This window comes from Stenotrophomonas sp. CCNWLW162 (assembly GCF_037203745.1).
Classification (GTDB): Bacteria; Pseudomonadota; Gammaproteobacteria; order Xanthomonadales; family Xanthomonadaceae; genus Stenotrophomonas; species Stenotrophomonas maltophilia_AQ.
This window is the reverse complement of the sequence record NZ_JBBCBL010000001.1, coordinates 850,386-873,113: the sequence shown is the minus strand read 5'-3', so window position 1 is coordinate 873,113 and position 22,728 is coordinate 850,386. Positions and strand designations below refer to the sequence as shown.

Here is a 22,728-nt window from a genome sequence, read left to right as displayed (position 1 = left end):
CCCTGTATCCACCAGATGAACTTCGACACCCGCAGCGTCATGATCTCGCCCAGGCCCCAGCCGGTATGCCCGGCCAGGGCGAGCGCTCCCTGCCTGATCTGCGGCAGGGTCAGGTGGTAAAAAGCGCGACACCGGCCTGCAGGCGGGCGTAGTCGCGCAGCGGCATCCTGCGCACGTCGTCGGGTGCGATCTCGCACAGGTTGGCGATCATCCGCACTTCGCGCTGGGCATCGGTGCCCTTGTCGTCCTGGTAGCGCTCCATGTCTTCCACGGTCGGCTCGCGCATGCGCAGCACTGCGGTGTCCATGCCATTGACCTGGCGCGGGCGGGAGAGGGTGATTTCGGCATAGCCGTCGCGCTCGATGACGGTGTCGGCGGTGGTCTTGGTCTTGCTGGACATGGATGTGTTCCTGGGTATCGATGGAGTGCGGTGGATGCGGGGGCGCGATGCGCCCCCGTGTACTTCAGTGCGGGCTGGGCTCAGATGCCCAGTGCACCGCGGATGCCGGCCAGTGCGTCCACGCCGCCCTGGCGGGCGATCATGTTGGTCACGTCGATCTCCTGCACCACCTGCGCGCCATGGGTCAGCTTGTAGTAGCTCAGCGCCAGGCCGACCTTGACCGTGCCCTTCTCGCCGACCTTGGTCTCGCCGCGGTCCAGCGACTTCACCTTGCCGCGCATGTTGTGCACGACCTGGGAGACCGTACCGTCGTCGGCTTCCAGCGCCTCGCGGGCGGTGAAGCCGTACTCCTTGCTTTCGATGACGTGGAACTTGGACATGATCTCCGCGTCATCGGAGGCGAAGGTCACTTCGGCAGTCAGCTTTTCGTGGCCGAGGACGATTTCGGTCGGTGCGAGCATGCCGCCGGCCTGGAAGTCCTCGGTCTTCAGCGTCAGCTTGGGAGCGGTGAAGGACATCACGCTGCCGGCATAACCCTTGCCGTCGACGTAGAAGTTGAAGTTCTTGCGGATCTTGCGCGCCATGCTTAGAAGATCTCCGAGACGTAGTTGTTGTTCATGTGCATGCGGAAGGTCAGCTGCTCACCCGGGTAAGTCGGAGTGAAATCGAAGTCCCAGTAGAAGCGGCCCTGGGCCACGCTGTCCGCTGCGTTCAGTTCCGGGTCGATCCAGCAGTTGCCGCCGAGGATCGCGCCCTGGGTCTTCAGGCCGCGCAGGAAGGCATTGACGCCTTCGCGCACGTCGTCGACGTAGGTCTTGCTGATGCCGCGGTCGACGGCCCACAGATGGGCGGCCTCGAGGCTGTCGGCGATGATGTCGGCAGTGCGCACCACGCACAGGAACTGCCACTTGGCGTCGATGCTGGCGGTGCGGTTGCCCCACAGGCGGAAGCCACCTTCGCGGATGATGGTCGCCACGTTCGACTGGTTCAGCAGGTTGGCGCGGCTGCTCGCATCGGACAGCCCGAAGTCGATCGCACGTGCGGTACCGACCACACCGTTGAGCTCCAGGTTCGACGGCGATGCCCACCAGCCACGTTCGTTGTCGCTGCGGGCGATGGCGCCGGCCACGGCACCGGAGGCGTAGCGGGTGACGATGGCATCACCGGACTGCACCAGCAGTGCCGGGTCGACCACGTAGACACGCTTGGAGCCGGTCAGGGTGGTGGTGCTCTTGGCCGCGTCGTCGTTGCTGTTCGGGCCGTCCTTGATGATCACCGCGCGCAGCTTGTCGGCGATGCCCAGCAGTTCGGCCACGACCGGGTTGGCCAGCAGCTCCGTGTCGCGCTTTTCGTGGGTATGGGTGAAGCCCGGTACCGCCAGGATGCGCGGCTTGATGCCGACCACCGACTTGGCAGCCAGCAGCGCGTGTACGCCGGTGTAGGCACCGGTCTGCGCGTTCACGCCGCCCAGCACGTTGGCCAGGGTGTCGTTCTCGGTGGCGCCCTTCTCGACGCGGATGACGACGACGACGGCGTTGGACTGGTCGAAGATGGCGTCGAGCTGGCCCGGAAGGGTACCTTCATCGACTTCGGTAGCCGCGTTTGCGAGCAGCTTTGCGGCCTGCGAACGCGAGGTCACCAGGACCGGGGCGTTGTACGGGAAGGCGTTCTTGTCGGCGCGGGGCGCGGTGCCCACGATGCCGATGACGCTGGTCGAGGCAACAGCGATCGAGCGGGAACCACCATCGATGTTGACGACCTGCACGCCATGCAGAAATTCGGCCATGCGTTGTTTTTTCCTTGGTTGGGTGGGTGCTGCGGTCGCGATCTGCGCCGCATGGGTACATGTTCGTATCTGGCCGCGGCTGGATTAATTGCAGCCGTGGCCCAGCATCACGGTTGCGGCAGCGGGGCCACTTCGGGTTCGGGTGCAACCACCATCACCCACGCCGTGCTGGCTTCGTCGAAGGTGACCGGGTAGCTGCGGTCGCGGGGCGGTGCAAGGTCGGTGACCGTGGAAGGCAGTGCAACGCCGCGGGGTACGGCGGTGGCGAAACTCGCATCACGCTTGTTCCACAGCGGCCGCGTGCTGTAATCCGGCAGCAGGGCCCATTCGCGGCGGCTGGCGTTCCAGGCGTTGTACTGCGCAGTGGTGCCATCCAGCTTGAACGGTTCCGAAAGGGTCACGTCCTGGGGCAATGGCTGGCCGAGCACGAGGCGATTGGGCACCGCCATCGCCGTGCGCGTGTCCCACAGCATGCAGTTGCGGAAATCGGCCACCATTTCCCAGCGTGTGCCGTCGTCGGCCAGGCGCAATGCCTGGTACTCGCCTGCAGGTTGGCGGGGGGCGACATCCACGGTGAAGTCGGGCAGGTTCCATGCACCATCGGGCGATGGCTGCAGGCGGACCTTGCCCATGTAGGCGCGGGTGTCGGGATCGTAGGAGTGCGCGAAGCGCGGTTCGGTAGGCAAGCTCATGTCCTCAGTACGCGATGCAATAGATCATCCGCAGGCCGGCCGGCAGGTTGCGGTCGCCACCGGCGTTCTCCACCACGATGGTGTGGGTGTGTGAACCGGCGTCGGCGGCCGAAGCGGCATGGCCGTGGTCACCGACCTGGGCGATGGAGATGGTGTGCGAGTGGGCGCCGGCGCCGTTCATGCCGATGTTGTGGCCGTGCGCGCCTGCACCGTCGGTGGTGAAACTGTGCGCGTGGCCACCGGCCGGGCTGGTGTACGGCCAGGGGTTGTCGTAGTCCAGGTTGCCGCGCGAACCGGCGTGATTGTTGTAGTCGGCGCCCCACGGATAGGTGGTGCCGGATTCGGCGAATGCGGTGAGATGCTGGTGATCACCCACCCACGAGGTGCCACCGGTATGCCCATGGTGACCCTGCGAATCGGTCCATGCGCCGTGCGCGTGGTCACCGACGGCGCTGGCGCTGGCGCCATGGGAATGCGCACCACCTCCACCTACCGAAATGGCATGGCTGTGGTTGCCCGCTGCTGCCGTGCTTGCACTGTGGGCGTGGCGGATCACCTCACCCTGGGTGAAGCTGCCGACCGCGTCCGGGTTCAGCGTGTGGGTGACCACCGTACCTTCCTGCATTGCCGGCAGGTTGAAGGTGGTGGCACCATCACCAGCGCCGTAGCGGGTACCGATGGCGGCAAACAGTGCCGGATAGCTGGCACGCAGCACGGCGGTACCGTTGCACAGCAGCATGCCGCTGGGCGCGGTGGCACCGGCGAACAGGATCACCTGGCCGGGTACGTGCACGCTGGATGGCACGCCGGTCATGTTGCGCCAGTCCAGGTAGTGGGTGCCGTGCCGGCCATCAAGCAGGTCGGCGTCCAGGCCCTTGTCGGCTCCCTCGTCCTTCAGCGCCGCCGATTTCAGGCCCAGAGCGGAACGGAACGCGGCATCGGTGGCGATCGACAACAGCGTGCGCACGAACTGGGTCGGTGCGCTGGCGCCGAAGCGCTTGTCGATGAAAGCGCGCAGGCCACGCGGGGTGACAGCGCGTTGTGCATCGGCACCGTCCTCGGTTTCGGTGGAGGTGGCCAGCTCGACCACGCCCTGTACCTCGGTGGTGGAGGGCGGGTAGATGAATTCGGCATTGCCGAACTCGATCAGCGCGGTATCCACTTCGCTGAAGCGGATGTCGGTAGAGAGCAGCAGCATCGAGGCCGCGGTCTTCTCCATGATCGGATCGGCCTGGCCGAAGGTTGCGAACAGCGTGCCGTCGCCCAGGTACAGGCCGAAGCCCCGCAGGCTGTAGGCCGTTGCGCTGTCGTCGCGGATGGTCACGTGCAACGTGTCATCGCCCACGGCCTTGCCGCCGAAGGTCGAGACGCGCTTGATCTCGCCGGGCAGCGTGGTCTGCCCGGCCGACGGCGTGAACGCGGTGGAAGTCAGGCCGATCTCGGTGATCAGTACGGCGCTGGTGCCGGTATTGGGTGGATTGACCAGCTTGGCGAAGCCGGCTTCGGTGATTTTCAAGCGCATGCGGGGTTTACTCTCCGATCAGTTGGATGCGGCGGAAGGTGGTGCCATGGGCGCCGGCAAGCGCACCGATACCGGTGCTGGCCTGCATGCCCTGGGTGAAGGTGAAGTGCGAACGCACCGGCTTGGTGCGGGTGATCTCGCCGATCACGTCGTCTACGAACTTGGCGGTGGCGGTCTCGCCGCCCTGGTTGGCGATGGTCATCACCGCTTCGAAGGTGTGTGGCGCGCCGGGCGGCTGCATCTCCCACCATTCGCGGATCAGGATCGAGCCACCGAAGGCGGCGACCACGTCGCGCACGCTGCCCCAGGTGCCTTTGCGGCGCTGGATCGCGATCGCGGCGCGAACGCGTGCACGCTTCACTGCCTCCGGCCAGTAGGCCTTCCATTCGTCGACGGACAGCGCCCAGGCCAGCCACGGCAGCAGCGCGGCGGGGCAGCGATCGGCATCCCAGAGTGCGGTGATGTCCACCGGCAGGGGACGAGTCACCGCAGCACGTGCCAGCGCCCGCTCCGCCTGGGTGGCGTTGGGCGGCAACAGGTTGGCTGTGGTCGGTACCCTGACCAGTGCATCGCCGTCGATGATCGCGCCGGGCACGGGCAGCTGGCTGAGTGTGATCACGTTGTTGGTGACGCTGTAATCAGTCACACCCACCGGCACTGGCATGGTGCGGATGTAGCTGGTTGCCTCACGACCTTCCTCCACTTGCACGCCCCACAGATGGATGCGGCTGTCCGGCTTCAGGTCGGTGTTCCCGGTTGCCCGTCGATCCAGCACGATGCTCACGCCCCGTGGTGCGTCATCCGCGGTTGCGGCATAGGTGTAGCTGTAGCGCTTCCACTCGGTGCCCACCCGCAGACGTGTCCTGCCTGGGCCGGTCGTGCGCATGCCGAAGTCGATGACGCATGGCTCGGTTGCACGCAGCCAGACGCTGATGGTGCGCACGGCACCATTGGGAAACACGCTGCTGTCCTCGTCCACCAGGCCGGCGAAGTTCTGTTCCGGACCCCCGGTCGCGTCGGAAACGGGGAAGGACCAGGCAGTGGGGCTGCCATCTGGAGCGGGATGATAGAACGACAGGTTCGCCGGCTTGACGTGGAAGCCTTTCCACCAGGTGTGACTGAAGGCACCCGAGAACCGCTGCAGGTTGCGCCGCAGCGTATCCGACAACTTAATCCGACCTTGCCAGTCGGTGCGGTACACCGATTGCAGGGTGGCCAGCGAGCCACCGGGATGGCGGAACTGCAGGTTGTGCCCATCGACCGCGCCGCGCAGGCGCGCATTGACCAGTCGCGTGGTGGTATCACTCATCGTTGCCGCCATGGGTCAGGGTCACGGCGGTGCAGTAGGTGGCCTGGGTACGGTCCACCACCACGTCGGCTGCCGGGCTGGCAATCTCCACGCGCTGCACGCCCTCAGCATGCAATGCGGCGAACAGGCCCGAGCGGGTGACGTCGCGACCGAGACGGTGCGATTCGGCGATGTAGCGGTCCAGCCGCGTGCGCGCTTCCGCCAGCACGACCTGCGAATCCGGACCTGCGAAGGTGTAGAGCGTGGCACTGACCATGTAGTTGACGATGGCAGCGGTACGCACCAGCACGTGGTCGGTCAGCGGACGCACATCGGCTGCGCCCAGCTTGGCTTCGACCGCGTCGAGCAGGCCCTGGGTGGCAGTGCCATCGGCTTCGCGCGACAGCACCGATACCACCACCTCGCCGGGCGAGGAGCTGGTCGCGCTGGCATCAAGCACGCGCGGGTCCGCGCTCAACGCGTGGAAGATGTAGGCGCCTTCCGGTCCGGCCACACTGAAGCCTTCCGGACCCAGCTGGATGCGGCGACGGAAATCCTCATCGTTCTCGTAACGCGGCGGGATGCCCTCCTGCGGCTTGCCAGGGTCCAGCATCTGGCGGCCGATGCCGAAGATCGCAGCCAGCTGGTCCAGGTCACTGCCGACCGCGTAGGCCAGCATCACGCCGCGCGCCGCATCGTTGACGCGCTGGCGGTCGAGCAGGCGCAGGTAGGTGCAGACCTCCAGGATCTTGAAGGCCGGGTCCGACGGCAGCAGCGCATCGAAGGTGGGATCCAACGCCTGCAGCGCGGTCAGTGATTCATCGAACAACGTCTCGAAATCGAGCACTTCGATGACCGCCGGTGCGGGCAGCTGGGAGAGATTGACACTGGTGAACGAGCCGGATGCCACGGTTAGCGAACCTCGATTCCTTCGATGGTGATGGCCTCGCCGTCGGGCAGATGGATTCCGGTCACTGCCAGGATCATCACGCCGGGGGCGGGGAGGGAGACGTCGACGTTCTCGACGTGGAGCCGCGGTTCCCATCGCGCGAGTGCGTCGACGGTGGCCGCGATCAGGTCCATGCGCAGCGAGCGGTTGGTCGGCGCATCGATCAGTTCGAATACGCGCGAGCCATACTCGCGACGCAGTACGCGGGAGCCCAGGGGCGTGGTGAGAACGTCACGCACGGATTGATGCAGATGGGCCAGCCCATCCAGTGGTTTGCCGGTGTTGGCGTCGATTCCTCGCATGGCCTCTATCGTCGTGGAGTGCGGGTTTTCAGGGCATTGCACGCGTGGCCGTTCAGGGCTGCGCGGGCGTGGTCGGTGCAGTCGGTCCCTGCGCGGTGTGCGTATGGGCCTTGAGGCCGATGGCGCCGGCCCTGATCTCCGCCGGGGTGCTGATGTCCTTGCCAGCGGTGATCGTGCCGGCAACCTCGAGGTCGCCGGTGGCCTTGATCGACGGCGTATCGAGCAGCACCGATTGCGTGGCCATCACCTGCGCATTGCTGCAGTGGACAATGACGTTGCCACTGCCGGCGTGGACGGTCAGCGTGGTGGTTTCCTGGTCGTACTCGACAAAGCTGCCGTCGGCGAATTCAGTGCGCTGCCGCAGGCGCGAATCGGCCGGCGCCGGGAAACGATCCTGGTACAGGCTGCCCAGCACCAGCGCCTGGCCTGGATCGCCGTAGGGGCAGGCCAGCACCACCTGCTCTCCCGGCTCCGGTGCACACCAGCTGCGCACGCCGGGCCCGGCACGCCGTTCCAGCCAGGGAATCCAGTCGGTGAGCATGCCGTCGGCATCAATGCGCACGCGGCCATTGGCCTCATCCAGCTCGCGCACGACGCCGATCATCAACAGGTTGGCGATCAGCCTGGCGTGTTCGGCGCTCATGGTGCCGCTCCCTCGATGGACTGGTAGCGGGCCTGGTGATCGCTACCGATCTCCGGCACGAAGCTGTAGAAGGCCTGCGGCACCACGCCACCGGTTTCTTCCCAGCTGTTGCTGCCCAGGGCGACCGGCAACGACCACTCGACCACCCAGGTGCGAAGCCCGGGCTGTGCCGTTGCGGGATCCTCGGGCAGCGCGGCGATCACCTCGATCGCCCCACTGGGTGCGCCTGGGAATCGGCCGAGCTGATGCAGCCAGCTCGCCAGGCCAACAGCGGCGTTACGCAGCTGCAGCGCTGCGCCTGCATTGGCGGAAGCCACGACGATGCGCGCTTCGAAACGCAGCACGGCCTGCAGCTGACCGCTGCCGTCGTCGTTGTCCTTGCCGCGATCACAGCGGGTCAGTGCCAGCAGGCAGGCCGGCGTGACCGGCCCTTCGGCGCTCGCGTCGCGATAGAAATCGACGGTTGCGAAGCCCGGAAAGCGCGCGCGGATCGCGGCTTCGATAGCGGCATGCAGCGCGTCGAGAGTGGAAGGTTGGGAGTCGTTCGCCATGTCAGCTCGTACGTTGAATGGGAGGACGCGCGCGATCGGGGGCAACGCGCGCTGTCTGCATGTAGTGTTGCCATCACCCGGGGGGGGCGGCATTGCAGGCGTGGCCTTAGCCGGCTCAGTACGGGCCGTGCGCGCCTGTGGTGTCACCGGCGGTACATCCGGCTGGTTTCACCAGTGGCGCGCCATTGAGGGTGAAGCCCTGCTGGCTGCCGAGGCTGCACAGCAGGGCGCGCAGCTGGTCAGCCAGTTCGTGGTAGTACCGCGCCACGGCGACGTGGTTGCGCAGCAGCGCATCGTCGTCCGTGGCCTGCAGGTCCGGCAGGGCTCGCGGCGCGCGCAGCTGGGCTGGCGCGATGTGCAGATCAATGCTGAGAGGCGCCGGCGTTGGCTTCGCGCCAGATGCGCACGAACTCAGCGTCAGCATTGCCGCGATCACGGCGAGGGGTTTTGGCATGGGTCTCGATGTCCTGTTGCAGTGCGTTGAACTGCTGGCTGCGCGCGGCCTGTGCGGCGACGTGCTGTGATTCGGCCTGTGCTCCGGCACGTGCGTTGGCCTGGTCCTGCTGGTGGGCGGCCTGGGCGATGCCGGCGCGCAGGGCCTGCTGCGCCGCCTGCGCCATGGCGACGGCGCGGTCGGCACTGCGGTCGCGCAGTGTCCAGCCCAGCCAGGCGCAGACCACATGGCTGGCGACCAGTGCAAGCAGGGCGATGCGCATCCGGAGCAGGATCGGCATCAAGAAAGGCTCCCACCGGCGGCGCTATAGGCCGCGCGCAGCGTCTCCAGCGCATGCTCCTTCTGCCCATATCCGGCGCCCGGCAGCGAGGCCCAGATCCCCCGTGCCGCGCTGACGGCGGCGTCGAAGCGGCCGAGGCGGACCAGTTCGTAGGCACCGCATTGCTTGAGCAGGGCCACCGCAGCACGGTCCTGGGACACCGGCCCGAAATCGGGCAGGGCCAGGCGAGCGCGCAGGTCGTCCCAGGTACTGCGCAGGAACTGGTAGCGGCCGGCCGCACTGGACTTGATGCCGTAACGCGGCAGCGATACCAGCACGCGCGGATGATCGCGGTAGTCGCTGAGCAGCTGGCCACCGACGATCACGTCGTAGCCACGGTCACGCGAACGCTGGCGCGGAATATCGGTGCCTTCGGACACGGCCAGCATGTCCAGGAACGCGGCGACGTTGGTGCCGCCGAGGGCGCTGGCTGCAGCGGCGGTCATGCGGCGGCTCCCGGCTGCTTGCGCACCAGGTCCAGCAGCGCAGCTATCTGCACGCTCTGCTGGGTGACCTGGGCACGCAGGGCGCTGACTTCACCGCGCAGCTGGCCGATCTCCTGGGCCATCGCTTCGCGTTCGTGCATCAGCTCATCGGCACGCGTGCGCTCGGCCGCCAGCTGCTCCTGCAGGGTGCGCAGGGTGTTGCTGGTGGCCTCGTCGGCGGTACGGTCGACCTTGGCCGAGGACAGCCATTGTCGAAGCCACAGCGATACCGCGATCACCACGCCGGAGGTACCGCCCAGGTACTTGGCCCAGTCCGGCACACCGGCCAGCAGGTCGCTCTCGTTCATGCGCGTGCGTACCCCTTGAGCAGGGCCGGGTGGACCGGTGGTGGCGGCGTGGAACGGGCGCCGCGCAGCGCGCGCTTGATGGTGGTCTGCGAGACGCCGAACTCGCGCGCGACATGCTCGCGGGGCGTGCCGCTGGCCACCGCGCGTGCGATCTGCTCGCGGCGCTCATGTGCACTGGCGGCGAAGCACGATGCCAGGAACAGCAGCTCGCCACCGAAGTGAGCAACCAGTCGCTGCGCGACCTCAAGGCCAAGGATGTCGATCAGCCGGTGCTGGTCGGGCAGGCTGGAGGGGACGTAGACGATGACGCGATGGCGTCCGGTGGTACTGGAGGTGGTCGGCGGCCACGCACGCACAAGCGTGAGGGCTGCGGATTCGCCGATGACCTCGGCCAGGGTCTGGATGCTGTCGGGCAAGGCGTTCATGGGAAGACTGTTCAGTGGCATGGATATCCACTGTTGCCATCCCGAGGCCTTCGTCAACACCTTTCATCTACTTTCAGCGCGACGTGCTGAAGGCGTTCAGGGCCGGCGGTGAGGATCGGTGAGTGCCTCCAGGTGCAGGTCTCTGAAGCGCTTTTTCAGGTTGTCCCGCTGTGTCCGGACTTCTGCCGCTTTGCAGTACTCCTTGTCCTCACCGCGAGAAAACAACGGCAGGGCAAGGGCAGGCGGCAGGTACAGGGTGAGCATGACGCAGGACGGCCCATCCTCATGGTGCGTGACCCCTGAAACGAAATAGCCCCGGACGATGCCGGGGCTTCAGGACTGCAGGTCAGGCTGGATCAAAGATCGAACACCAGGTTGCCGCCGGTCTTGCGCGGTATGTAGCCGGCATCGCGCAGCCAGCGCGCCGCGTTGACCTGGTCCATGCGCTTGACCGGGAAGCGGTTGGCGAACATCAGGAAGCGTGCAACGGTGATCGACTCGCCCTTGCCCTTGAGAGCAGCCAGGGTTTCGGTGAACCATGGCGCAGGCGGCTGCTGGCTGCCCGGACGGGCGGCGGTACGCGGCTGCAGGGCGTTGCCGGTCCCGGTTTGGGCATTGGCCAGCGAGCACAGCGAAATGAAGATCGCATCCAGGCTCACGATGTCCTTGCCACCCTTGGGCTGCGACTTGAACAATTCGATGGCCTTCTGGCGCGTCGACGTGAACTGTTCGACCTCCATGACATTTCCTCTTTTCTAAAGCGGTTGGGGATGCAGGGTGACGGCAGGTGCCGTCGGTGTTGGGGGACGACCTTACCGCATTTTCGCCGATGATGGGCCACAGGCCGGCATCAGGCCGGGATCAGGAAGCGCTGCGCGCTTCATCATGCAGGCATCTGCGCCATGCGTTCAGATCCACCCGTGGCGCATCAGCTGGTCCAGCGTATTGCGTACCAGGTCGGCTGGCGTACGGTCGTTGCATACCTCGATGTCGATCAGTTCGTCCGGTAGTGGTTGTTCACTGGCGTGCAGGTCGCTGCTGTGCTGGCCGGGGCGGACGACGCGGATCACGACACCCCCGCGGCGACGAATCGCGCGGGCCTCGTTGGCGAAACGGACATCGGGAACCAGGCCACCTTCCGGCAGGCGCGAGAACAGCGAGCGCACCCACAGCTCCGGGTGGACGCGATCGCGCCCCCATTCAGTGCCGGCACTCTGCATCATGTGGCGAGGCGTGAGGTCGGCCAGCCAGTCGATGGCATCCTCCTTGCGGCTGTCCAGTTCGCGCAGGGACAGGCCGAGGATGGAGGCGACGAACTGCCGCAGCGGTGCGGCGAAGCTGTCGCACGGCAGGGCCAACGCCGAGGCGAGGCCATTGGCAAGGGTGTCCTTGCCGGCACGCTTGCCGCCTGCAATACCGATATAGAGCGGTGGCCGCGCCAGTGATGCGCTGCGCAGCGGCACGCGGCCGAGTGCGGGGCCGGCGCGGAATGCGGCCAGCGTGGCGGCGATCATGCGGTGACCGTTGTCGAGCGAGGTGGGGATCATGCGGTATCTACTCCTGGGAGGATGCGACAGGCGCGGCGGCGATCAGGAATCGCGGCTGGCCACGCTGCGGGCGCGAAGCATGCGTTGGGTGATGCGTCCGCCACGTGCGGCAGCGGCGATCGGGTCGAAGCACAGCATGGCGGAGCGGGTGCGACGGCCGGCGGCCAGATGGTCGCGGATGGTGCGCTCGGACAGGATGGGAACGCGTTGATGGATCTGCTGCACGGTCAGCTGTTCGCCTTCGAAGGCATGCAGGTGGGCGCGAGGCATGGCGTGTGCTCCTGGAAGGTGGCGTAGCCGGTGCATGCATCTTGCCCGCCGGGATAACTTTAGTCAACACCTTTCATCTACTTGTATCCTTGTGTGCATTGTCCGGATGGGCGGAGGCCCATATCCGCAGTGCCAACGCCGCAAGACGGTCGCGCTCGGCATGGCCACGGATTGCCTGCACACGTTCCAGATACTGCTGACGATGCCGGCGCGGGCTGACCATCCTCCAGCGGCCACAGGCATCAATGCAGCGGTAGCCCCCAAGCTGCAGCAGGCGGCGTGCTTCGCAGGCGAGTCGCCAGTCCGTGGTGTCGGTGCCGGCCTCGCGACCATCGTGGGTGCGTGGCATCAGAACGGGCCCGCCGCGTGTTCGGCGAGGGTGAGCTTCCGTAGCGGCATCAGCCAGACCTTGGCGCGCTCCTTGCCCACCACTTTGGTATGCACGCCATGACGCTTGACCACGTAGGCGGCGGCCTCGTTGACCTCGCGGCGGTTCGGCTTGTCGATGCCTACGGCGATGACGATCTCGGTGGCGCGGTACTGTGCGCTCCAGTGCTCGGCGGGGAGGGACCAGTCGAAGTGGCGGTCGATCAGCTCGGCGATCGGCGAGATCGGTTCGTGCTCGCTGTTGGTGGCATTGAGCGCATCCAGTTCCTGGCTGGACAGGTGCCAGGTCTCACCGTCGCAGTACAGCGCGTGGGCCTCGGCCCAGACCTGCTGCATGTCGATCCGCGCCGGTTCGCCCAGTGCCACGGCATGTACGGTCCACCAGCGGGTGTTGCCGGTGGCATCACGCAGGAAGCGCTCATCGTTGACACTGGCGAACAGGATGGTACGCCGCGCATAGCGCGATTCCGTGCGCGCATAGGGGCGGCGGATCTCATCGTGGCTGCGCGAGATGAACGACTTCAACGCGGCGATGTCGGTGCGGCGGAAGGTCGCGTCGACCTCACCCAGTTCGACGATCCACTTGGAGATGACCTGCTTGACGCTGTCCTTGTTGGCCGGATCAAGCACCACGCCGTCGGCGATCAGCTGCAGCCCGGCGGGTGCCAGCTGCCGCGCCCAGCGTGTCTTGCCCAGGTTCTGTTTCGACACGAAAGTAAGTACCCCACGGGCGACCACGCCGTCCGGTTCGAACGCCGCGGCCACACCGGAAATCAACCAGCGCCGCATCAACACCTCTTTCAGGATGCGGCCATCGGCCATGCGGGTCGGTTGGGCCTCCTGCACGGTATCGAAGAAGTCCTGCAGGCGTGACTGGCCATCCCATGGCTGCGAAGTAATCCAGCTGGCGACCGGGTTGTAGGGATTTGCCTCGGCCACCTGGCACAGGTTGGTCTCGAAACTGGCCGTTGCCATGCCGGCACGGTGCATGCAGTCCATCACTTCGCCGGCGGCGACCTCCTTGGCATTGTCCACCGTGGCCTGCAGGCCCGGTACCAGGATCTCCAGGTCCTTGCGGATGACGTTGTAGCGCACGGTCACCCCGGTACGCCGGCACAGTTCGGCCAGGTTGCGCGCGGTCGGCAGCGGACGGCCACGCGCGCTGATGTCCGGGAACGGAGTAAAGGTGTCGAATGCGGACAGATTGCCGGGCACCAGGTAGCGCGCGGCGTGCGCCCGCTGCGGTTCGTTCTCTGCCGGGCATACCTCCGGTGCCGTCGCTGGCAGGGGCAGCAGCTGGGCGCGTAGTACCTCCAGGCCTTCGCGCAGATGCAGGTCGTTGAAATCGGTGGGGCGGTCATCAGCGCCATGCATAATGGCGAACTCCGGCCACACCACGCGTGCGTCGATCTCCGCCGCAGCATGGGTGGCCTGGGTGACGCCGGGGTTGTCCAGTGGCTGCCGGGTCCATTGGTCGTTGTCGGCGCAGAGTACGAAGGTGGCGTCGGGCACGGCATTGCGCCAAGCGCGGGCCACCGATGCAAGGTTGCCCGCGTCCCAGGCGACCACCACGCACCAGCCGGTGGCCTGGCGGATCGATTCTGCGGTGGCATAACCCTCGGCGATGGCGATGGGGTGCCCCGGCTGTGGCTTGCCGATGACGTGGAAGCAGCCTTGCTTGCGGCCGCCCGGCAGGAAGTCCTTGTCGCGTGCGAGTGCGGGATCCACGCGAGGAAAGATCGCCTGCAGCGAGACGATCCGGCCCGCTGTGTTCATCACCGGCACCAGCAACGCGTTGTCGATGTGACGGAACACCAGCCCGTCGCTGTTGCGTACCGGCCATGCTGCCACGCGCAGGCCATGCGCCTGGATGCCCTTGCGCACGAGATAGGGATGGCTGCCATCGGCGGGCACGGCGCGGTTCCACAGAACGTTGGCGGCCTTGGCCGCCGCATCCTCGCGCTCGCGCTGCTGCTGTTCGCGCTCGGCGCGGGCCCGTTCCTGGCGCTGGCGGATCGCGCGCTGTTCGGCTGCGCTCAGCATGGTCGGTGATTTCGCGCACCAGGCATGGCGGGTTCCGGTACGCCAGCTGCCGAACTCACCGGCCGGGACGTTGTCACCGAACAGCACGGCCCAGCCGTTGCGGGTGCCGCGGCGGTCGCCCTCCACGTGGAAGCGCACCAGCGTGCCGTCGGCATTGAGTGCATCGCGTCCGCGTGCGTCCGGCACGATGCCGTGTGCATGCATGGCCTGCAGGAACGCGGGAACGACGTTCTGTGCTGGGTGCGGTGTGTGCATTGGGCGGAGTCCCCTTGAAACATGGTTCGATTCACAGCGATCCGTGGCGGCAGGGTGCTGTGCGTTGCCTGCCGTGCGCAGGCCATGCGGCGGCTGCCCGACGCGAGGTGGTCAGTAGGTGGTGGGATGTGCTGAGGCGCTCATGGTGTCGGATCACTTCGCCTTTTGCAATCCCTTCCATTACCTTTCATCCCCAATTGCTTGCGGGGTGTGGAAGCTCGCGTGGGAGATGCGATGGCGATCGCAGATCGCCTTCATCAGCGTGTTCCGTCGCAGTTGGCGAGAACCGGTTTTCCGATGATGGCGTGGCCGTTCCGCACGGCCGCTTTTCCTCTCTCAATCGCCCTGTCCGGGCGCCCATGCACAAGGAGCCTGCATGCCTGAAACCGACCTCGCCGAAGCACACCGATCCGATGAAACACGCGCGTCGTGCATTGCCGCCGCAGCGTTCTCATTCGGTGCGACCACCCCTCGATAAAATACGACTGGCATGACGGACACCATCGACGAAGCGCAGGAACTGGAAGCGCGCCACCTGCAACGCGCATTGGCCCAGCACGCAACGCGGGCCAGCAGCGTTGCCCCTCTCACGCCCATTGGGGAATGCCACAACCCGGACTGCAGCGAAGACTTCGACAACGATCCGGCCAGGCTGTTCTGTGGGCCTGCCTGTGCCGAGCGTTTCGAAGCCATCCATCAACACCGCAACGCATAGGAACAGGGGACATGTCTCTGAACAGCAACGACGCTGGCTTCACCGAACGCATCGCCGGATTGTCGGCCGAGCTCGCCATGCTGGTGAGCCTGGTTGAGAACCACATCCATCTGCAGCTGGCCGATCTGGCGGATGCGGGGGACGTGGATGCACAGGAGCGATTCGCGATGGCCGACCCGGAGCGCTGGTTGGAGAACGCCCGCAACAGCCTGCAGGCGGGTGTCATGTTCCTGGAGCGCGCAGTGCAGCAGCCGGTGCGGTTCTAGCGTTGCCGATCGGGGGCGGAAGGGGCCGGCCAGGCTGGGCGCCCTTCCGTCCCCTCCGGGGTGATCAGTGCGCCTCGCGAGCGAGGCTGCGTCATAACGTCGCACCACCTGCGGAGCAACCCTGAACGTGGTCCAAGGTTGGCTGCAGCCCCGTAGAATGGCGGCGTGCGACGTTCTGCTTTCCACCGCCGGTTCCAGGCCCTGGCATGGCTTGCCATGCTGCTGGTGCTGCTCGCCCCGCTGGTGAGCCGCTGGCTGGCGAGTGGTCACGTTGCGGCCACCGCACCGGTGGCAGCCATGAATCACGCGATGCACGCAGAGCATGCGCAGCAGGCGATGGAAGGGCACCACGACCATCACGCGACGGCAATGCAGCACGGTGAGGCCGCGCCAAAGGCACGTGTCGATCCACATGCTGATCACGAGATGGGCGTGGACTGCGATTACTGCCTGATCGCCGGCCGGCTGATCACCCTGCTGGTGGCAGCGCTGTTGCTGTTGGCGCCGATGGCACCGGTGTGCCGCGCGCTGCGTGGTGCGGTGCGGACGTTGCCGCAGCGGATTGCAGGAACGTTGGGTGCACGGGGACCGCCGGTGGCTGCGGCTGTCTGAGCCGAACACGCGGTCATTCATTCGATTCGATTGAAGTCGCCGGGCATGGCCCGGCGCTACCGCGTGCACATTTCTTTCTGCTGCCCGGCCGACCGGGCGGCCCTGCATGCCGTGAACAAATGAAAACGAGCCCCAACTCCGTGCGCCTGCGCAGGGCGGCGTTGCCTGTCCTGTGCGCGTTGCTGCTGCACACCGCTCCCCTGCTTGCCGCCGACACGGCTCCCCCCACCACGTTGGATACGGTGCGCGTGGTCGACACCCGCAGCGGTGAACTGTCTTCTGCCGCCAGCGCCGGCTCTGCGCTGGGCCTGAGCGTGCTGCAGACGCCGGCCAGCCTGACCATCGTTTCGCGCGATCAACTGGAGCAACGTGGTGACAGCAACCTCAGCGAGGCGATCAGCCGCGCCGGCGCGATCAGTGCCATGCCGCACCCCGGCAACGGCCTGAGTGCACTGTCCAGCCGTGGCTTCACCGACGGCGCCTCGGTGATGCGGTTGTATGACGGGCTACGCCAGTACGGCGGCGTGGGCATCACCTTCCCGTTCGACACCTGGTCGATCGAGCGCATCGAAGTGCTGCGTGGACCGGCTTCGGTGATCCATGGCGATGGGGCGATTGGCGGCGTGATCAACATCGTGCCGAAGAAGCCTTCGCGCGGTGCCATCGAGAACGAGATCAGCGTGACCATGGGCAGCGAAGACACCGCGCGCCTGGGCTTCGGCAGCGGTGGCGCGCTGACCCCGGAGCTGGCCTACCGGCTGGATGTGAGCGGGAACTACGGCGGTGGCTGGGTCGACCGCGGCCGCAACAGCGATGCCACTTTCTCCGGTGCATTGCTGTGGCAGGCGCGCCAGGACCTGCAGCTGACCCTTACCCACGCGCAGGGTTACCAGAAACCGATGCGCTACTTCGGCACGCCGCTGGTCGAGGGGCGACAGCTGGAGGCGCTGCGCCACCGCAACTACAACGTGGAAGACAGCGACATCCGCTACCGCGATCGCTGGACCCAGCTCGATGCGCTGTGGACGCCGAACGCGAATGTGGAATGGCGCACGCGCCTCTACCAGATCGACAGCCAGCGCGATTGGCGCAATGCCGAGGCCTATGTCTACAACCGCGCCACTGGCTTGATCGATCGATCGGGCAATACCGAGATCACTCACAACCAGGACCAGACCGGGCTGACCTCCACGCTGCGCGTGCAGGGAACGGCGGGTGGCCTGCAGAACAGCTTCGCGGTGGGCCTGGACACCAACCGCGCGCACTTCAAGCACACCAACAACACCTATGCCGGCAGCTCGGGCCCGGTCGATCCGTTCGATCCGGTGCCGGGCCAGTTCGCCAGCGATGCGCCGAACCTGCCGCGCTACCGCAACAGTGTCGAGCAGTTCGCGCTGTTCGTGGAAGACCGGTTGGCGCTGAGCGAGCGCTGGTCGGTGCTGGGTGGGCTGCGCCACGACCGTGCACGTATCGATCGTACTGATCTGATCAGCGGCCAGAACGCGTTTTCGAAGACCTACAGCAGCACCGGCTGGCGTGCAGGTACGGTATTCGCGCTTCGGCCGACGCTGAGCCTGTATGCGCAGTACTCGCAGGCGGCGGATCCGGTCAGCGGCCTGCTGATGATCAGCCCGGCCAACGGAGCATTCGACCTGGCCAAGGGGCGGCAGATCGAGGTCGGCCTGAAGCAGGCCTTCGAGGGCGGGGAGTGGACGCTGGCCGCGTATCGCATCCGCAAGACTGGCCTGCTCAGCCGCGACCCGCTGGTGCCGGATCGCCGGGTGCAGGTGGGAGCACAGACTTCCCGGGGCATCGAGGCGTCGTTGAACTGGAACTTCGCGCCGAAGTGGTCGCTCGATGCCAATGCCACGGTGTTGAAGGCCGAGTTCGAGGACTTCCTGGAAACCACAGGCTCGCCGGCGATACTGGTGTCGCGTGATGGCAACGTGCCGCCGAACGTGGCCGAGCGGCTGGCGAACGCATGGCTGAGCTGGCAGTTCCTGCCGGACTGGAGCGCAGCCGCTGGCGTGCGTTATGTCGGCAAGCGCTACGCCGACAATGCCAACACGCTGGAATTGCCCGGCTACAGCACCACCGACCTGGCGCTGGCCTGGCAGGCAGCACCGCGCACGCGGCTGACCGCTCGCATGTTCAACGTGTTCGACAAGGCGTACTACGCCACCGCGTACTACACCAGTACACAGTGGCTGCTGGGCGCGGATCGCCGCGTCGAGTTCACCGTCGATCATCGCTTCTGAGGACGCGCACCATGTCGCTGCGATCCACTGCCAAGCGTTGGACCTACCTGGTGCATCGCTGGCTCGGCATCGGCGGATGCCTGCTGATGCTGCTGTGGTTCGTCAGCGGCATGGTGATGCTGTTCATTGGCTACCCGAAGCTGACGCCGGGTGAGCGGCTGGCGGTGTTGCCGGTGCTGGGTGATGCCGGTGGCCTGCAGGGGCTGTCGGTACTGCCTGCTGCCGTGCAGGCCGAGCCGGAGGCCGTGGCACTGACCACACTGCGCGGCGCGCCGGCGTATGTGGTGCGCACGGGAAGCAACGTCGGGGCGTGGTCAGCCGTCACCGGCCAGGCCCTGCTGCCGGTGTCGGCACAGCGCGCCGAAGCATCAGCCGCACAGTTCGCCGGCGGCCAGGCGTTCGTGGGGGCGACGCGCGTGGACGAGGACCGCTGGACGCATTCGCGAGCGCTGGACGCGCATCGACCGCTGTACCGGGTGGAAGTGGGTGGCGCGCAGCCGGGCGACCTGTATGTGTCCTCGCGTACCGGCGAAGTGGTGCTGGATGCCCCGCATGTGCAGCAGCGCTGGAACTACGTGGGCGCATGGCTGCACTGGCTGTACTTCCTGCGCATGCAGTCGGTGGACCCGGTGTGGACGTGGGTGGTGATCGTGTTGTCCGCGCTGTGCACGGTGGCGGCGGTCAGCGGCATCGTGGTCGGGGTGTGGCGTTGGCGTTTCCGTGGTCACTACCGTTCCGGCGCGAAGACACCGTACGTCGAGCCGTGGATGCGCTGGCACCACCTGATCGGATTGGTGGTATCCGCCTTCGTGTTCACCTGGATCTTCAGCGGGCTGATGTCGATGAACCCGTTGGGGGTTTTCAGCAGCACACGCGAGGCGATCGACAGCGGCCGCTATCGCGGTGGTGCGGCGACGGTGGATGGCGCATTGGGTGCCCCGGCGGCGCTGCTGGCGACGGTCGATGCTACGCGGTTCAAGCCGGTGGAGGTCCAGTGGCGGCGCATCGGAGGTGAACTGTTTGCGGTGCTGCTGGATGGACAAGGCGATACCCGCATCGTGTCCCAGGTTGAAGGGCAGCTGCAGGTTGCGCGCCAGCTGCCAGCGGCATGGCTGCTGCAGAAGGTGCGAGCCATGTCCGATGCACCGGTGCAGGGATTCGTGATCCGGCAGGCGCCGGATGCGTACTTCTATCCGCGTGCACCGGAGGCCATGAATGGTGCGGCGGTGCGCCGCTTCCCGGTGGCAGTGGCGGACTTCGGCGATGCCGAGGCGACGCGCGTCTATCTCGATCTGGCCACCGGCGATCCGTTGCTGACGATGGGGCATCGGGAACGGGTGGGGCGCTGGCTGTTCTACTTCCTGCACAGCTGGGATCTGCCAGCGATGCTGCGTCAGGAAGGTGCGAGGCTGGCTGTGTTGCTGCTGCTGAGCGCTGCTGGCACGGCGTTGTGCGGGACGGCCACGGTGATCGGCTACCGCCGGTTGCGGATGAAGGTGCGGCGGCGCTGATGCTGCCAGTCACACCCGCAGCCAGCGCGTCGACATGGCGACCATCAGCAGCGCCACGGCGACGCCGATGAACGCAGCGATCAGGCCGAAGTGGTTGGCAGCAAAACCGATCAGTGCCGGGCCAGCAAGGATGCCGGCAAAGCCTAGCGTGGACACGGCAGTAATCGCCAGCGCACCCGGCATGCGGGTCTGGTGGCCGGCCAGCGAGAACAGCGCGGGCGCGATGTTGGCGCAGCCGAGGCCGACCAGCACATAGCCGATCAGCGACGCCTGCCACGGCGTGACCAGCGTCAGCACCAGCACGCCAGCGGCGGCAAGCAGAGCACCGAACACGATCGCGCGCTCACGGCCCATACGCGCTACCAGCGCATCGCCGAACAGGCGTGCGACGGTCATGGTCAGGGTGAAGGTCACATAGCCGATACCGGCAATGCTGGCATCGACGCGGCGCACATCGCTGAGGAAGACCGCGCTCCAGTCCAGCATCGCGCCTTCGCCGAGGAAAGCGACGAACGCCAGCACGCCGATGAACAGCACGATGCCGTGCGGAATGGCGAGCATCGGTGTGTCGTGCGGCATGCGCTCGCTGTGCCAGTACGCCGCCGACAGCAGCATCACCAGCAGCATGGCGCCGACACCGATCAGCACCGATGCCAGTGGCGGCAACTGTGCGGAGAGCAGCACGGTCATCGTTGCCGCGCCGAGGAAGCCGCCGATGCTGAAGAACGCGTGGAAGCCGGACATCATCACCCGCCGCGCTTCGCGCTCGACGATGACGGCCTGCACGTTCATCGTGCAGTCCATCGCGCCGACAGCTGCGCCGAACACGAACAGCACCATTCCCAGCGCCCAGGCCGAACCGGCGAGTGCCAGGCCGGGCACCGTCAGGCAGATCAGCAGGCTGCTGGCCACCATCACCCGGCGGCAGCCCAGGCGTGCAGCCAGCACGCCGGACAACGGCATGGCCAGCAGCGAACCGGCACCGAGGCAGAGCAGCACCAGGCCCAGCGTAGCGTCGTTGATGTCGGTGCGCGCCTTGGCGAACGGCACCAGGGTGGCCCACAACGCGGTGGCGAAACCGGGAATGAAGAATGCAGCGCGGGTCGCGTGCTGTTCGGCACGTGGGCGGTTGGCGAGGGACATGAGCGGTACGGTCAGGGCGGGGTGGGGTGTACCGCGATACCGGCGGCGCGGAAGCGCGCGGCCAGTGCGGGCGGTGCCGAGGTGGTCAACACCAGATCGTCGATCTCGTCGAGGCTGGCGATCTGCCAGTTGCCCCGGGCACCGAGTTTTTCGGTGGTGGCGGCGACGATGACGCGGCTGCTGCAGGCCACCATCGCGCGCTTCAGTGTGGCTTCTTCCGCATCCATCGCCCACACGCCGGTGTCGCCATCCACCGCGCATGGGCCGGGCAGGTACACGTCGGCGCGCAGGCGCTGCACCTGGGCCAGTGTTTCGGCACCGACCGCGCCGCCGCCGCGGGCGAGGCGGCCGCCGATCAGCTGTACCGAGGTGCCCTCGTGCAGGCTGGCGGCGGTGGCGATCTGCGGGGCGTTGGTGATCACCGTCAGACCGAGGGCGGCTGGCAGCTGCTGGGCGATGGCCAGATTGGTCGAGCCTGCATCGAGCAGCACTACCTGGCCGGGCTGCAGCAGGGCACAGACGCGGGCGGCCAGTTCGGCCTTGTCGCCACGGTCGCGGGTCAGGCGCTCGCGCAGCGGGCGCTCCTTGGGCGGCGGCAGCACGGCACCACCGTAGACGCGTTGGCACAGCCCCTGGGCAGCCAGCTCGCGCAGGTCGCGGCGGATCGAATCCTCGGAAACCGCATAACGGCGCGCCAGTTCAGCGGCCACCACACGGCCCTGTTGGTGCAGTTCGTCGAGGATCAGCTGGGTCCGCTGGGCGGGAAGGGGGCTGGGATCGGAACTCATGCTGGGAGTGTGCATGTTCGTGCATTAACGTGCAACAACGTGTGATCCGGGATAGGTGGACGCACGCCGGCTGGACTGCCGGTGAACCCGCCCGCGTCCGGGTCTATGGATCACCTTCGTGGCCCGGCATCATGACGGGGCCACCGGCATGGAATCCCCGATGTCCCCCACCGTTCACCGCAAGCTGCGCATCGGCGCGGACCAGTACACCGGCCAGAAAGTGGTCGACCAGCAGTTCCACGAATGCGACTTTTCCGGCGCGGACCTCACCGCCACCGAATTCATCAACTGCAGTTTCTACGATGCCGACAGCCGCGCCGGCTGCCGCTTCAATGGTGCCACGCTGAAGGAAGCCAGTTTCCGCAGCTGTGACATCAGCATGTGCCATTTCAGTTTCATCAAGGCGTTGGGGCTGGAGATCAGCGAGTGCCGCGCACAGGGTGCGGATTTCAGCAACGCCAGCTTCATGAACCAGATAACCACGCGCAGCTGGTTCTGCAGCGCCTTCATCAAGAAGTCGAACCTGCGCTACGCCAATTTCTCGCGGGTGACTCTGGAGAAGTGCGAACTGTGGGAGAACCGCTGGGACGGCGCCAACGTGAACGGTGCCAGCTTCGCAGGATCGGACCTGTCCGGCGGCCAGTTCGAGGGTATCGACTGGAACAGTGCCAACTTCACCGACTGCGACCTGACCAACTCCGAGCTGGGCGAGCTGGACCTGCGCAGCACCAACCTGCGTGGCGCCACGCTGGACGTGCAGCAGGTGGCGCTGTTGATGCAGCGCATCGGTATCACCGTAGTGCCGTAGG

The 22,728-nt window shown here is 66.6% G+C and carries 29 protein-coding genes; 6 read left to right on the top strand and 23 right to left on the bottom strand.

Annotation, left to right across the window (positions count from 1 at the left end):
* Positions 1-109: 109 nt before the first annotated feature.
* The 21 genes from V9K93_RS04155 to V9K93_RS04055 form a co-directional block, all read right to left on the bottom strand.
* The gene (locus V9K93_RS04155) at positions 110-400 is read right to left on the bottom strand and encodes a phage tail assembly protein (RefSeq protein WP_106467222.1); all 291 of its coding nucleotides are present in this window, start codon (positions 398-400) and stop codon (positions 110-112) included.
* Between the two features lie 80 nt (positions 401-480).
* Positions 481-984: a phage major tail tube protein gene (locus V9K93_RS04150; protein WP_046982786.1), complete on the bottom strand. Its 504-nt coding sequence runs from the start codon at positions 982-984 to the stop codon at positions 481-483.
* A 2-nt stretch (positions 985-986) separates the two neighbouring features.
* Positions 987-2,186 carry a phage tail sheath C-terminal domain-containing protein gene (locus V9K93_RS04145; RefSeq protein ID WP_337302118.1) on the bottom strand — a complete coding sequence of 400 codons (1,200 nt, stop codon included), beginning with the start codon at positions 2,184-2,186 and terminating at the stop codon, positions 987-989.
* A 107-nt stretch (positions 2,187-2,293) separates the two neighbouring features.
* Positions 2,294-2,878 (bottom strand): hypothetical protein, encoded by a 585-nt coding sequence (locus tag V9K93_RS04140; RefSeq protein ID WP_308517374.1) that lies wholly within the window; start codon positions 2,876-2,878, stop codon positions 2,294-2,296.
* 4 nt (positions 2,879-2,882) lie between these two features.
* A complete protein-coding gene (locus tag V9K93_RS04135; RefSeq protein ID WP_337302117.1) occupies positions 2,883-4,400 on the bottom strand; it encodes a phage tail protein in 1,518 nt (505 codons plus the stop codon).
* Positions 4,401-4,407: 7 nt separating this feature from the next.
* On the bottom strand, positions 4,408-5,709 hold the full coding sequence (locus tag V9K93_RS04130) for a phage tail protein I (protein WP_337302116.1): 1,302 nt from the start codon (positions 5,707-5,709) through the stop codon (positions 4,408-4,410).
* Complete coding sequence (locus V9K93_RS04125) at positions 5,702-6,598, bottom strand: baseplate assembly protein (RefSeq protein WP_046982781.1); 897 nt, start codon at positions 6,596-6,598, stop codon at positions 5,702-5,704. The genes V9K93_RS04130 and V9K93_RS04125 overlap by 8 nt, the downstream gene beginning before the upstream one ends.
* A 2-nt stretch (positions 6,599-6,600) precedes the next feature.
* Entirely contained in the window at positions 6,601-6,939 is a 339-nt protein-coding gene (locus V9K93_RS04120) for a GPW/gp25 family protein (RefSeq protein WP_046982780.1), read from the bottom strand.
* A 52-nt stretch (positions 6,940-6,991) separates the two neighbouring features.
* On the bottom strand, positions 6,992-7,582 hold the full coding sequence (locus V9K93_RS04115) for a phage baseplate assembly protein V (RefSeq protein ID WP_337302115.1): 591 nt from the start codon (positions 7,580-7,582) through the stop codon (positions 6,992-6,994).
* The gene (locus V9K93_RS04110) at positions 7,579-8,133 is read right to left on the bottom strand and encodes a hypothetical protein (protein ID WP_253078978.1); all 555 of its coding nucleotides are present in this window, start codon (positions 8,131-8,133) and stop codon (positions 7,579-7,581) included. Before V9K93_RS04110 ends, V9K93_RS04115 begins: the two co-directional genes overlap by 4 nt.
* Positions 8,134-8,248: 115 nt before the next feature.
* Positions 8,249-8,557: a hypothetical protein gene (locus V9K93_RS04105; RefSeq protein ID WP_337302114.1), complete on the bottom strand. Its 309-nt coding sequence runs from the start codon at positions 8,555-8,557 to the stop codon at positions 8,249-8,251.
* Positions 8,496-8,867: a hypothetical protein gene (locus tag V9K93_RS04100; protein ID WP_337302113.1), complete on the bottom strand. Its 372-nt coding sequence runs from the start codon at positions 8,865-8,867 to the stop codon at positions 8,496-8,498. Before V9K93_RS04100 ends, V9K93_RS04105 begins: the two co-directional genes overlap by 62 nt.
* Positions 8,867-9,352 (bottom strand): glycoside hydrolase family 24 protein, encoded by a 486-nt coding sequence (locus V9K93_RS04095; protein WP_046982775.1) that lies wholly within the window; start codon positions 9,350-9,352, stop codon positions 8,867-8,869. Before V9K93_RS04095 ends, V9K93_RS04100 begins: the two co-directional genes overlap by 1 nt.
* Positions 9,349-9,699 (bottom strand): hypothetical protein, encoded by a 351-nt coding sequence (locus V9K93_RS04090; protein WP_046982774.1) that lies wholly within the window; start codon positions 9,697-9,699, stop codon positions 9,349-9,351. The genes V9K93_RS04095 and V9K93_RS04090 overlap by 4 nt, the downstream gene beginning before the upstream one ends.
* Complete coding sequence (locus tag V9K93_RS04085; RefSeq protein ID WP_136638918.1) at positions 9,696-10,124, bottom strand: Mor transcription activator family protein; 429 nt, start codon at positions 10,122-10,124, stop codon at positions 9,696-9,698. The genes V9K93_RS04090 and V9K93_RS04085 overlap by 4 nt, the downstream gene beginning before the upstream one ends.
* 96 nt (positions 10,125-10,220) lie before the next feature.
* Positions 10,221-10,388, bottom strand: coding sequence for a hypothetical protein (locus V9K93_RS04080; RefSeq protein WP_253078973.1), 168 nt, complete (start codon positions 10,386-10,388; stop codon positions 10,221-10,223).
* A gap of 92 nt (positions 10,389-10,480) precedes the next feature.
* Positions 10,481-10,864 (bottom strand): hypothetical protein, encoded by a 384-nt coding sequence (locus V9K93_RS04075; RefSeq protein ID WP_253078972.1) that lies wholly within the window; start codon positions 10,862-10,864, stop codon positions 10,481-10,483.
* Between the two features lie 168 nt (positions 10,865-11,032).
* Positions 11,033-11,671 (bottom strand): deoxynucleotide monophosphate kinase family protein, encoded by a 639-nt coding sequence (locus V9K93_RS04070; RefSeq protein ID WP_046982772.1) that lies wholly within the window; start codon positions 11,669-11,671, stop codon positions 11,033-11,035.
* 42 nt (positions 11,672-11,713) lie between these two features.
* The gene (locus V9K93_RS04065; protein ID WP_046982771.1) at positions 11,714-11,941 is read right to left on the bottom strand and encodes a hypothetical protein; all 228 of its coding nucleotides are present in this window, start codon (positions 11,939-11,941) and stop codon (positions 11,714-11,716) included.
* Positions 11,942-12,014: 73 nt separating this feature from the next.
* Positions 12,015-12,290 carry a hypothetical protein gene (locus tag V9K93_RS04060; RefSeq protein WP_136638917.1) on the bottom strand — a complete coding sequence of 92 codons (276 nt, stop codon included), beginning with the start codon at positions 12,288-12,290 and terminating at the stop codon, positions 12,015-12,017.
* Positions 12,290-14,626 carry a VapE domain-containing protein gene (locus V9K93_RS04055; protein WP_136638916.1) on the bottom strand — a complete coding sequence of 779 codons (2,337 nt, stop codon included), beginning with the start codon at positions 14,624-14,626 and terminating at the stop codon, positions 12,290-12,292. Before V9K93_RS04055 ends, V9K93_RS04060 begins: the two co-directional genes overlap by 1 nt.
* 490 nt (positions 14,627-15,116) lie before the next feature.
* Between V9K93_RS04055 and V9K93_RS04050 the strand changes: the two genes are divergently transcribed.
* From V9K93_RS04050 to V9K93_RS04030, 5 genes are all read left to right on the top strand, one after another.
* On the top strand, positions 15,117-15,341 hold the full coding sequence (locus tag V9K93_RS04050) for a hypothetical protein (RefSeq protein WP_046982768.1): 225 nt from the start codon (positions 15,117-15,119) through the stop codon (positions 15,339-15,341).
* Positions 15,342-15,352: 11 nt separating this feature from the next.
* Positions 15,353-15,607: a hypothetical protein gene (locus tag V9K93_RS04045; RefSeq protein WP_046982767.1), complete on the top strand. Its 255-nt coding sequence runs from the start codon at positions 15,353-15,355 to the stop codon at positions 15,605-15,607.
* A 216-nt stretch (positions 15,608-15,823) separates the two neighbouring features.
* Complete coding sequence (locus V9K93_RS04040; protein WP_046982766.1) at positions 15,824-16,219, top strand: DUF2946 family protein; 396 nt, start codon at positions 15,824-15,826, stop codon at positions 16,217-16,219.
* Between the two features lie 119 nt (positions 16,220-16,338).
* On the top strand, positions 16,339-18,477 hold the full coding sequence (locus V9K93_RS04035) for a TonB-dependent receptor (protein ID WP_337302112.1): 2,139 nt from the start codon (positions 16,339-16,341) through the stop codon (positions 18,475-18,477).
* Positions 18,478-18,488: 11 nt separating this feature from the next.
* The gene (locus V9K93_RS04030) at positions 18,489-19,988 is read left to right on the top strand and encodes a PepSY domain-containing protein (RefSeq protein ID WP_337302111.1); all 1,500 of its coding nucleotides are present in this window, start codon (positions 18,489-18,491) and stop codon (positions 19,986-19,988) included.
* Between the two features lie 9 nt (positions 19,989-19,997).
* On the opposite strand, the gene V9K93_RS04025 is transcribed toward V9K93_RS04030, so the two are convergent.
* Both V9K93_RS04025 and V9K93_RS04020 read right to left on the bottom strand, forming a co-directional pair.
* The gene (locus V9K93_RS04025; protein ID WP_136638913.1) at positions 19,998-21,131 is read right to left on the bottom strand and encodes an MFS transporter; all 1,134 of its coding nucleotides are present in this window, start codon (positions 21,129-21,131) and stop codon (positions 19,998-20,000) included.
* An 11-nt stretch (positions 21,132-21,142) separates the two neighbouring features.
* Positions 21,143-21,919 (bottom strand): DeoR/GlpR family DNA-binding transcription regulator, encoded by a 777-nt coding sequence (locus tag V9K93_RS04020; RefSeq protein ID WP_308517389.1) that lies wholly within the window; start codon positions 21,917-21,919, stop codon positions 21,143-21,145.
* 160 nt (positions 21,920-22,079) lie between these two features.
* On the opposite strand from V9K93_RS04020, the gene smqnr reads away from it, so the two are divergent.
* A complete protein-coding gene (smqnr, locus tag V9K93_RS04015; RefSeq protein ID WP_136638911.1) occupies positions 22,080-22,727 on the top strand; it encodes a SmQnr family pentapeptide repeat protein in 648 nt (215 codons plus the stop codon).
* Position 22,728 lies beyond the last annotated feature (1 nt).

Excerpts from the sequence above, each read along its gene's own strand:
- V9K93_RS04135 (WP_337302117.1), bottom strand. The coding sequence starts at position 4,400 with ATGCGCTTGAAAATCACCGAAGCCGGCTTCGCCAAGCTGGTCAATCCA.
- V9K93_RS04045 (WP_046982767.1), top strand. The coding sequence starts at position 15,353 with ATGTCTCTGAACAGCAACGACGCTGGCTTCACCGAACGCATCGCCGGA.
- V9K93_RS04070 (WP_046982772.1), bottom strand. The coding sequence starts at position 11,671 with ATGATCCCCACCTCGCTCGACAACGGTCACCGCATGATCGCCGCCACG.
- V9K93_RS04150 (WP_046982786.1), bottom strand. The coding sequence starts at position 984 with ATGGCGCGCAAGATCCGCAAGAACTTCAACTTCTACGTCGACGGCAAG.
- V9K93_RS04095 (WP_046982775.1), bottom strand. The coding sequence starts at position 9,352 with ATGACCGCCGCTGCAGCCAGCGCCCTCGGCGGCACCAACGTCGCCGCG.
- V9K93_RS04080 (WP_253078973.1), bottom strand. The coding sequence starts at position 10,388 with ATGCTCACCCTGTACCTGCCGCCTGCCCTTGCCCTGCCGTTGTTTTCT.
- V9K93_RS04055 (WP_136638916.1), bottom strand. The coding sequence starts at position 14,626 with ATGCACACACCGCACCCAGCACAGAACGTCGTTCCCGCGTTCCTGCAG.
- V9K93_RS04115 (WP_337302115.1), bottom strand. The coding sequence starts at position 7,582 with ATGAGCGCCGAACACGCCAGGCTGATCGCCAACCTGTTGATGATCGGC.
- V9K93_RS04020 (WP_308517389.1), bottom strand. The coding sequence starts at position 21,919 with ATGAGTTCCGATCCCAGCCCCCTTCCCGCCCAGCGGACCCAGCTGATC.
- V9K93_RS04100 (WP_337302113.1), bottom strand. The coding sequence starts at position 8,867 with ATGCCGATCCTGCTCCGGATGCGCATCGCCCTGCTTGCACTGGTCGCC.
- V9K93_RS04060 (WP_136638917.1), bottom strand. The coding sequence starts at position 12,290 with ATGCCACGCACCCACGATGGTCGCGAGGCCGGCACCGACACCACGGAC.
- V9K93_RS04105 (WP_337302114.1), bottom strand. The coding sequence starts at position 8,557 with ATGCTGACGCTGAGTTCGTGCGCATCTGGCGCGAAGCCAACGCCGGCG.
- V9K93_RS04035 (WP_337302112.1), top strand. The coding sequence starts at position 16,339 with ATGAAAACGAGCCCCAACTCCGTGCGCCTGCGCAGGGCGGCGTTGCCT.
- V9K93_RS04090 (WP_046982774.1), bottom strand. The coding sequence starts at position 9,699 with ATGAACGAGAGCGACCTGCTGGCCGGTGTGCCGGACTGGGCCAAGTAC.
- V9K93_RS04075 (WP_253078972.1), bottom strand. The coding sequence starts at position 10,864 with ATGGAGGTCGAACAGTTCACGTCGACGCGCCAGAAGGCCATCGAATTG.
- V9K93_RS04030 (WP_337302111.1), top strand. The coding sequence starts at position 18,489 with ATGTCGCTGCGATCCACTGCCAAGCGTTGGACCTACCTGGTGCATCGC.
- V9K93_RS04040 (WP_046982766.1), top strand. The coding sequence starts at position 15,824 with ATGCTGCTGGTGCTGCTCGCCCCGCTGGTGAGCCGCTGGCTGGCGAGT.
- V9K93_RS04130 (WP_337302116.1), bottom strand. The coding sequence starts at position 5,709 with ATGAGTGATACCACCACGCGACTGGTCAATGCGCGCCTGCGCGGCGCG.
- V9K93_RS04155 (WP_106467222.1), bottom strand. The coding sequence starts at position 400 with ATGTCCAGCAAGACCAAGACCACCGCCGACACCGTCATCGAGCGCGAC.
- V9K93_RS04110 (WP_253078978.1), bottom strand. The coding sequence starts at position 8,133 with ATGGCGAACGACTCCCAACCTTCCACTCTCGACGCGCTGCATGCCGCT.
- V9K93_RS04065 (WP_046982771.1), bottom strand. The coding sequence starts at position 11,941 with ATGCCTCGCGCCCACCTGCATGCCTTCGAAGGCGAACAGCTGACCGTG.
- V9K93_RS04140 (WP_308517374.1), bottom strand. The coding sequence starts at position 2,878 with ATGAGCTTGCCTACCGAACCGCGCTTCGCGCACTCCTACGATCCCGAC.
- V9K93_RS04145 (WP_337302118.1), bottom strand. The coding sequence starts at position 2,186 with ATGGCCGAATTTCTGCATGGCGTGCAGGTCGTCAACATCGATGGTGGT.
- V9K93_RS04120 (WP_046982780.1), bottom strand. The coding sequence starts at position 6,939 with ATGCGAGGAATCGACGCCAACACCGGCAAACCACTGGATGGGCTGGCC.
- smqnr (WP_136638911.1), top strand. The coding sequence starts at position 22,080 with ATGTCCCCCACCGTTCACCGCAAGCTGCGCATCGGCGCGGACCAGTAC.
- V9K93_RS04050 (WP_046982768.1), top strand. The coding sequence starts at position 15,117 with ATGACGGACACCATCGACGAAGCGCAGGAACTGGAAGCGCGCCACCTG.
- V9K93_RS04025 (WP_136638913.1), bottom strand. The coding sequence starts at position 21,131 with ATGTCCCTCGCCAACCGCCCACGTGCCGAACAGCACGCGACCCGCGCT.
- V9K93_RS04085 (WP_136638918.1), bottom strand. The coding sequence starts at position 10,124 with ATGAACGCCTTGCCCGACAGCATCCAGACCCTGGCCGAGGTCATCGGC.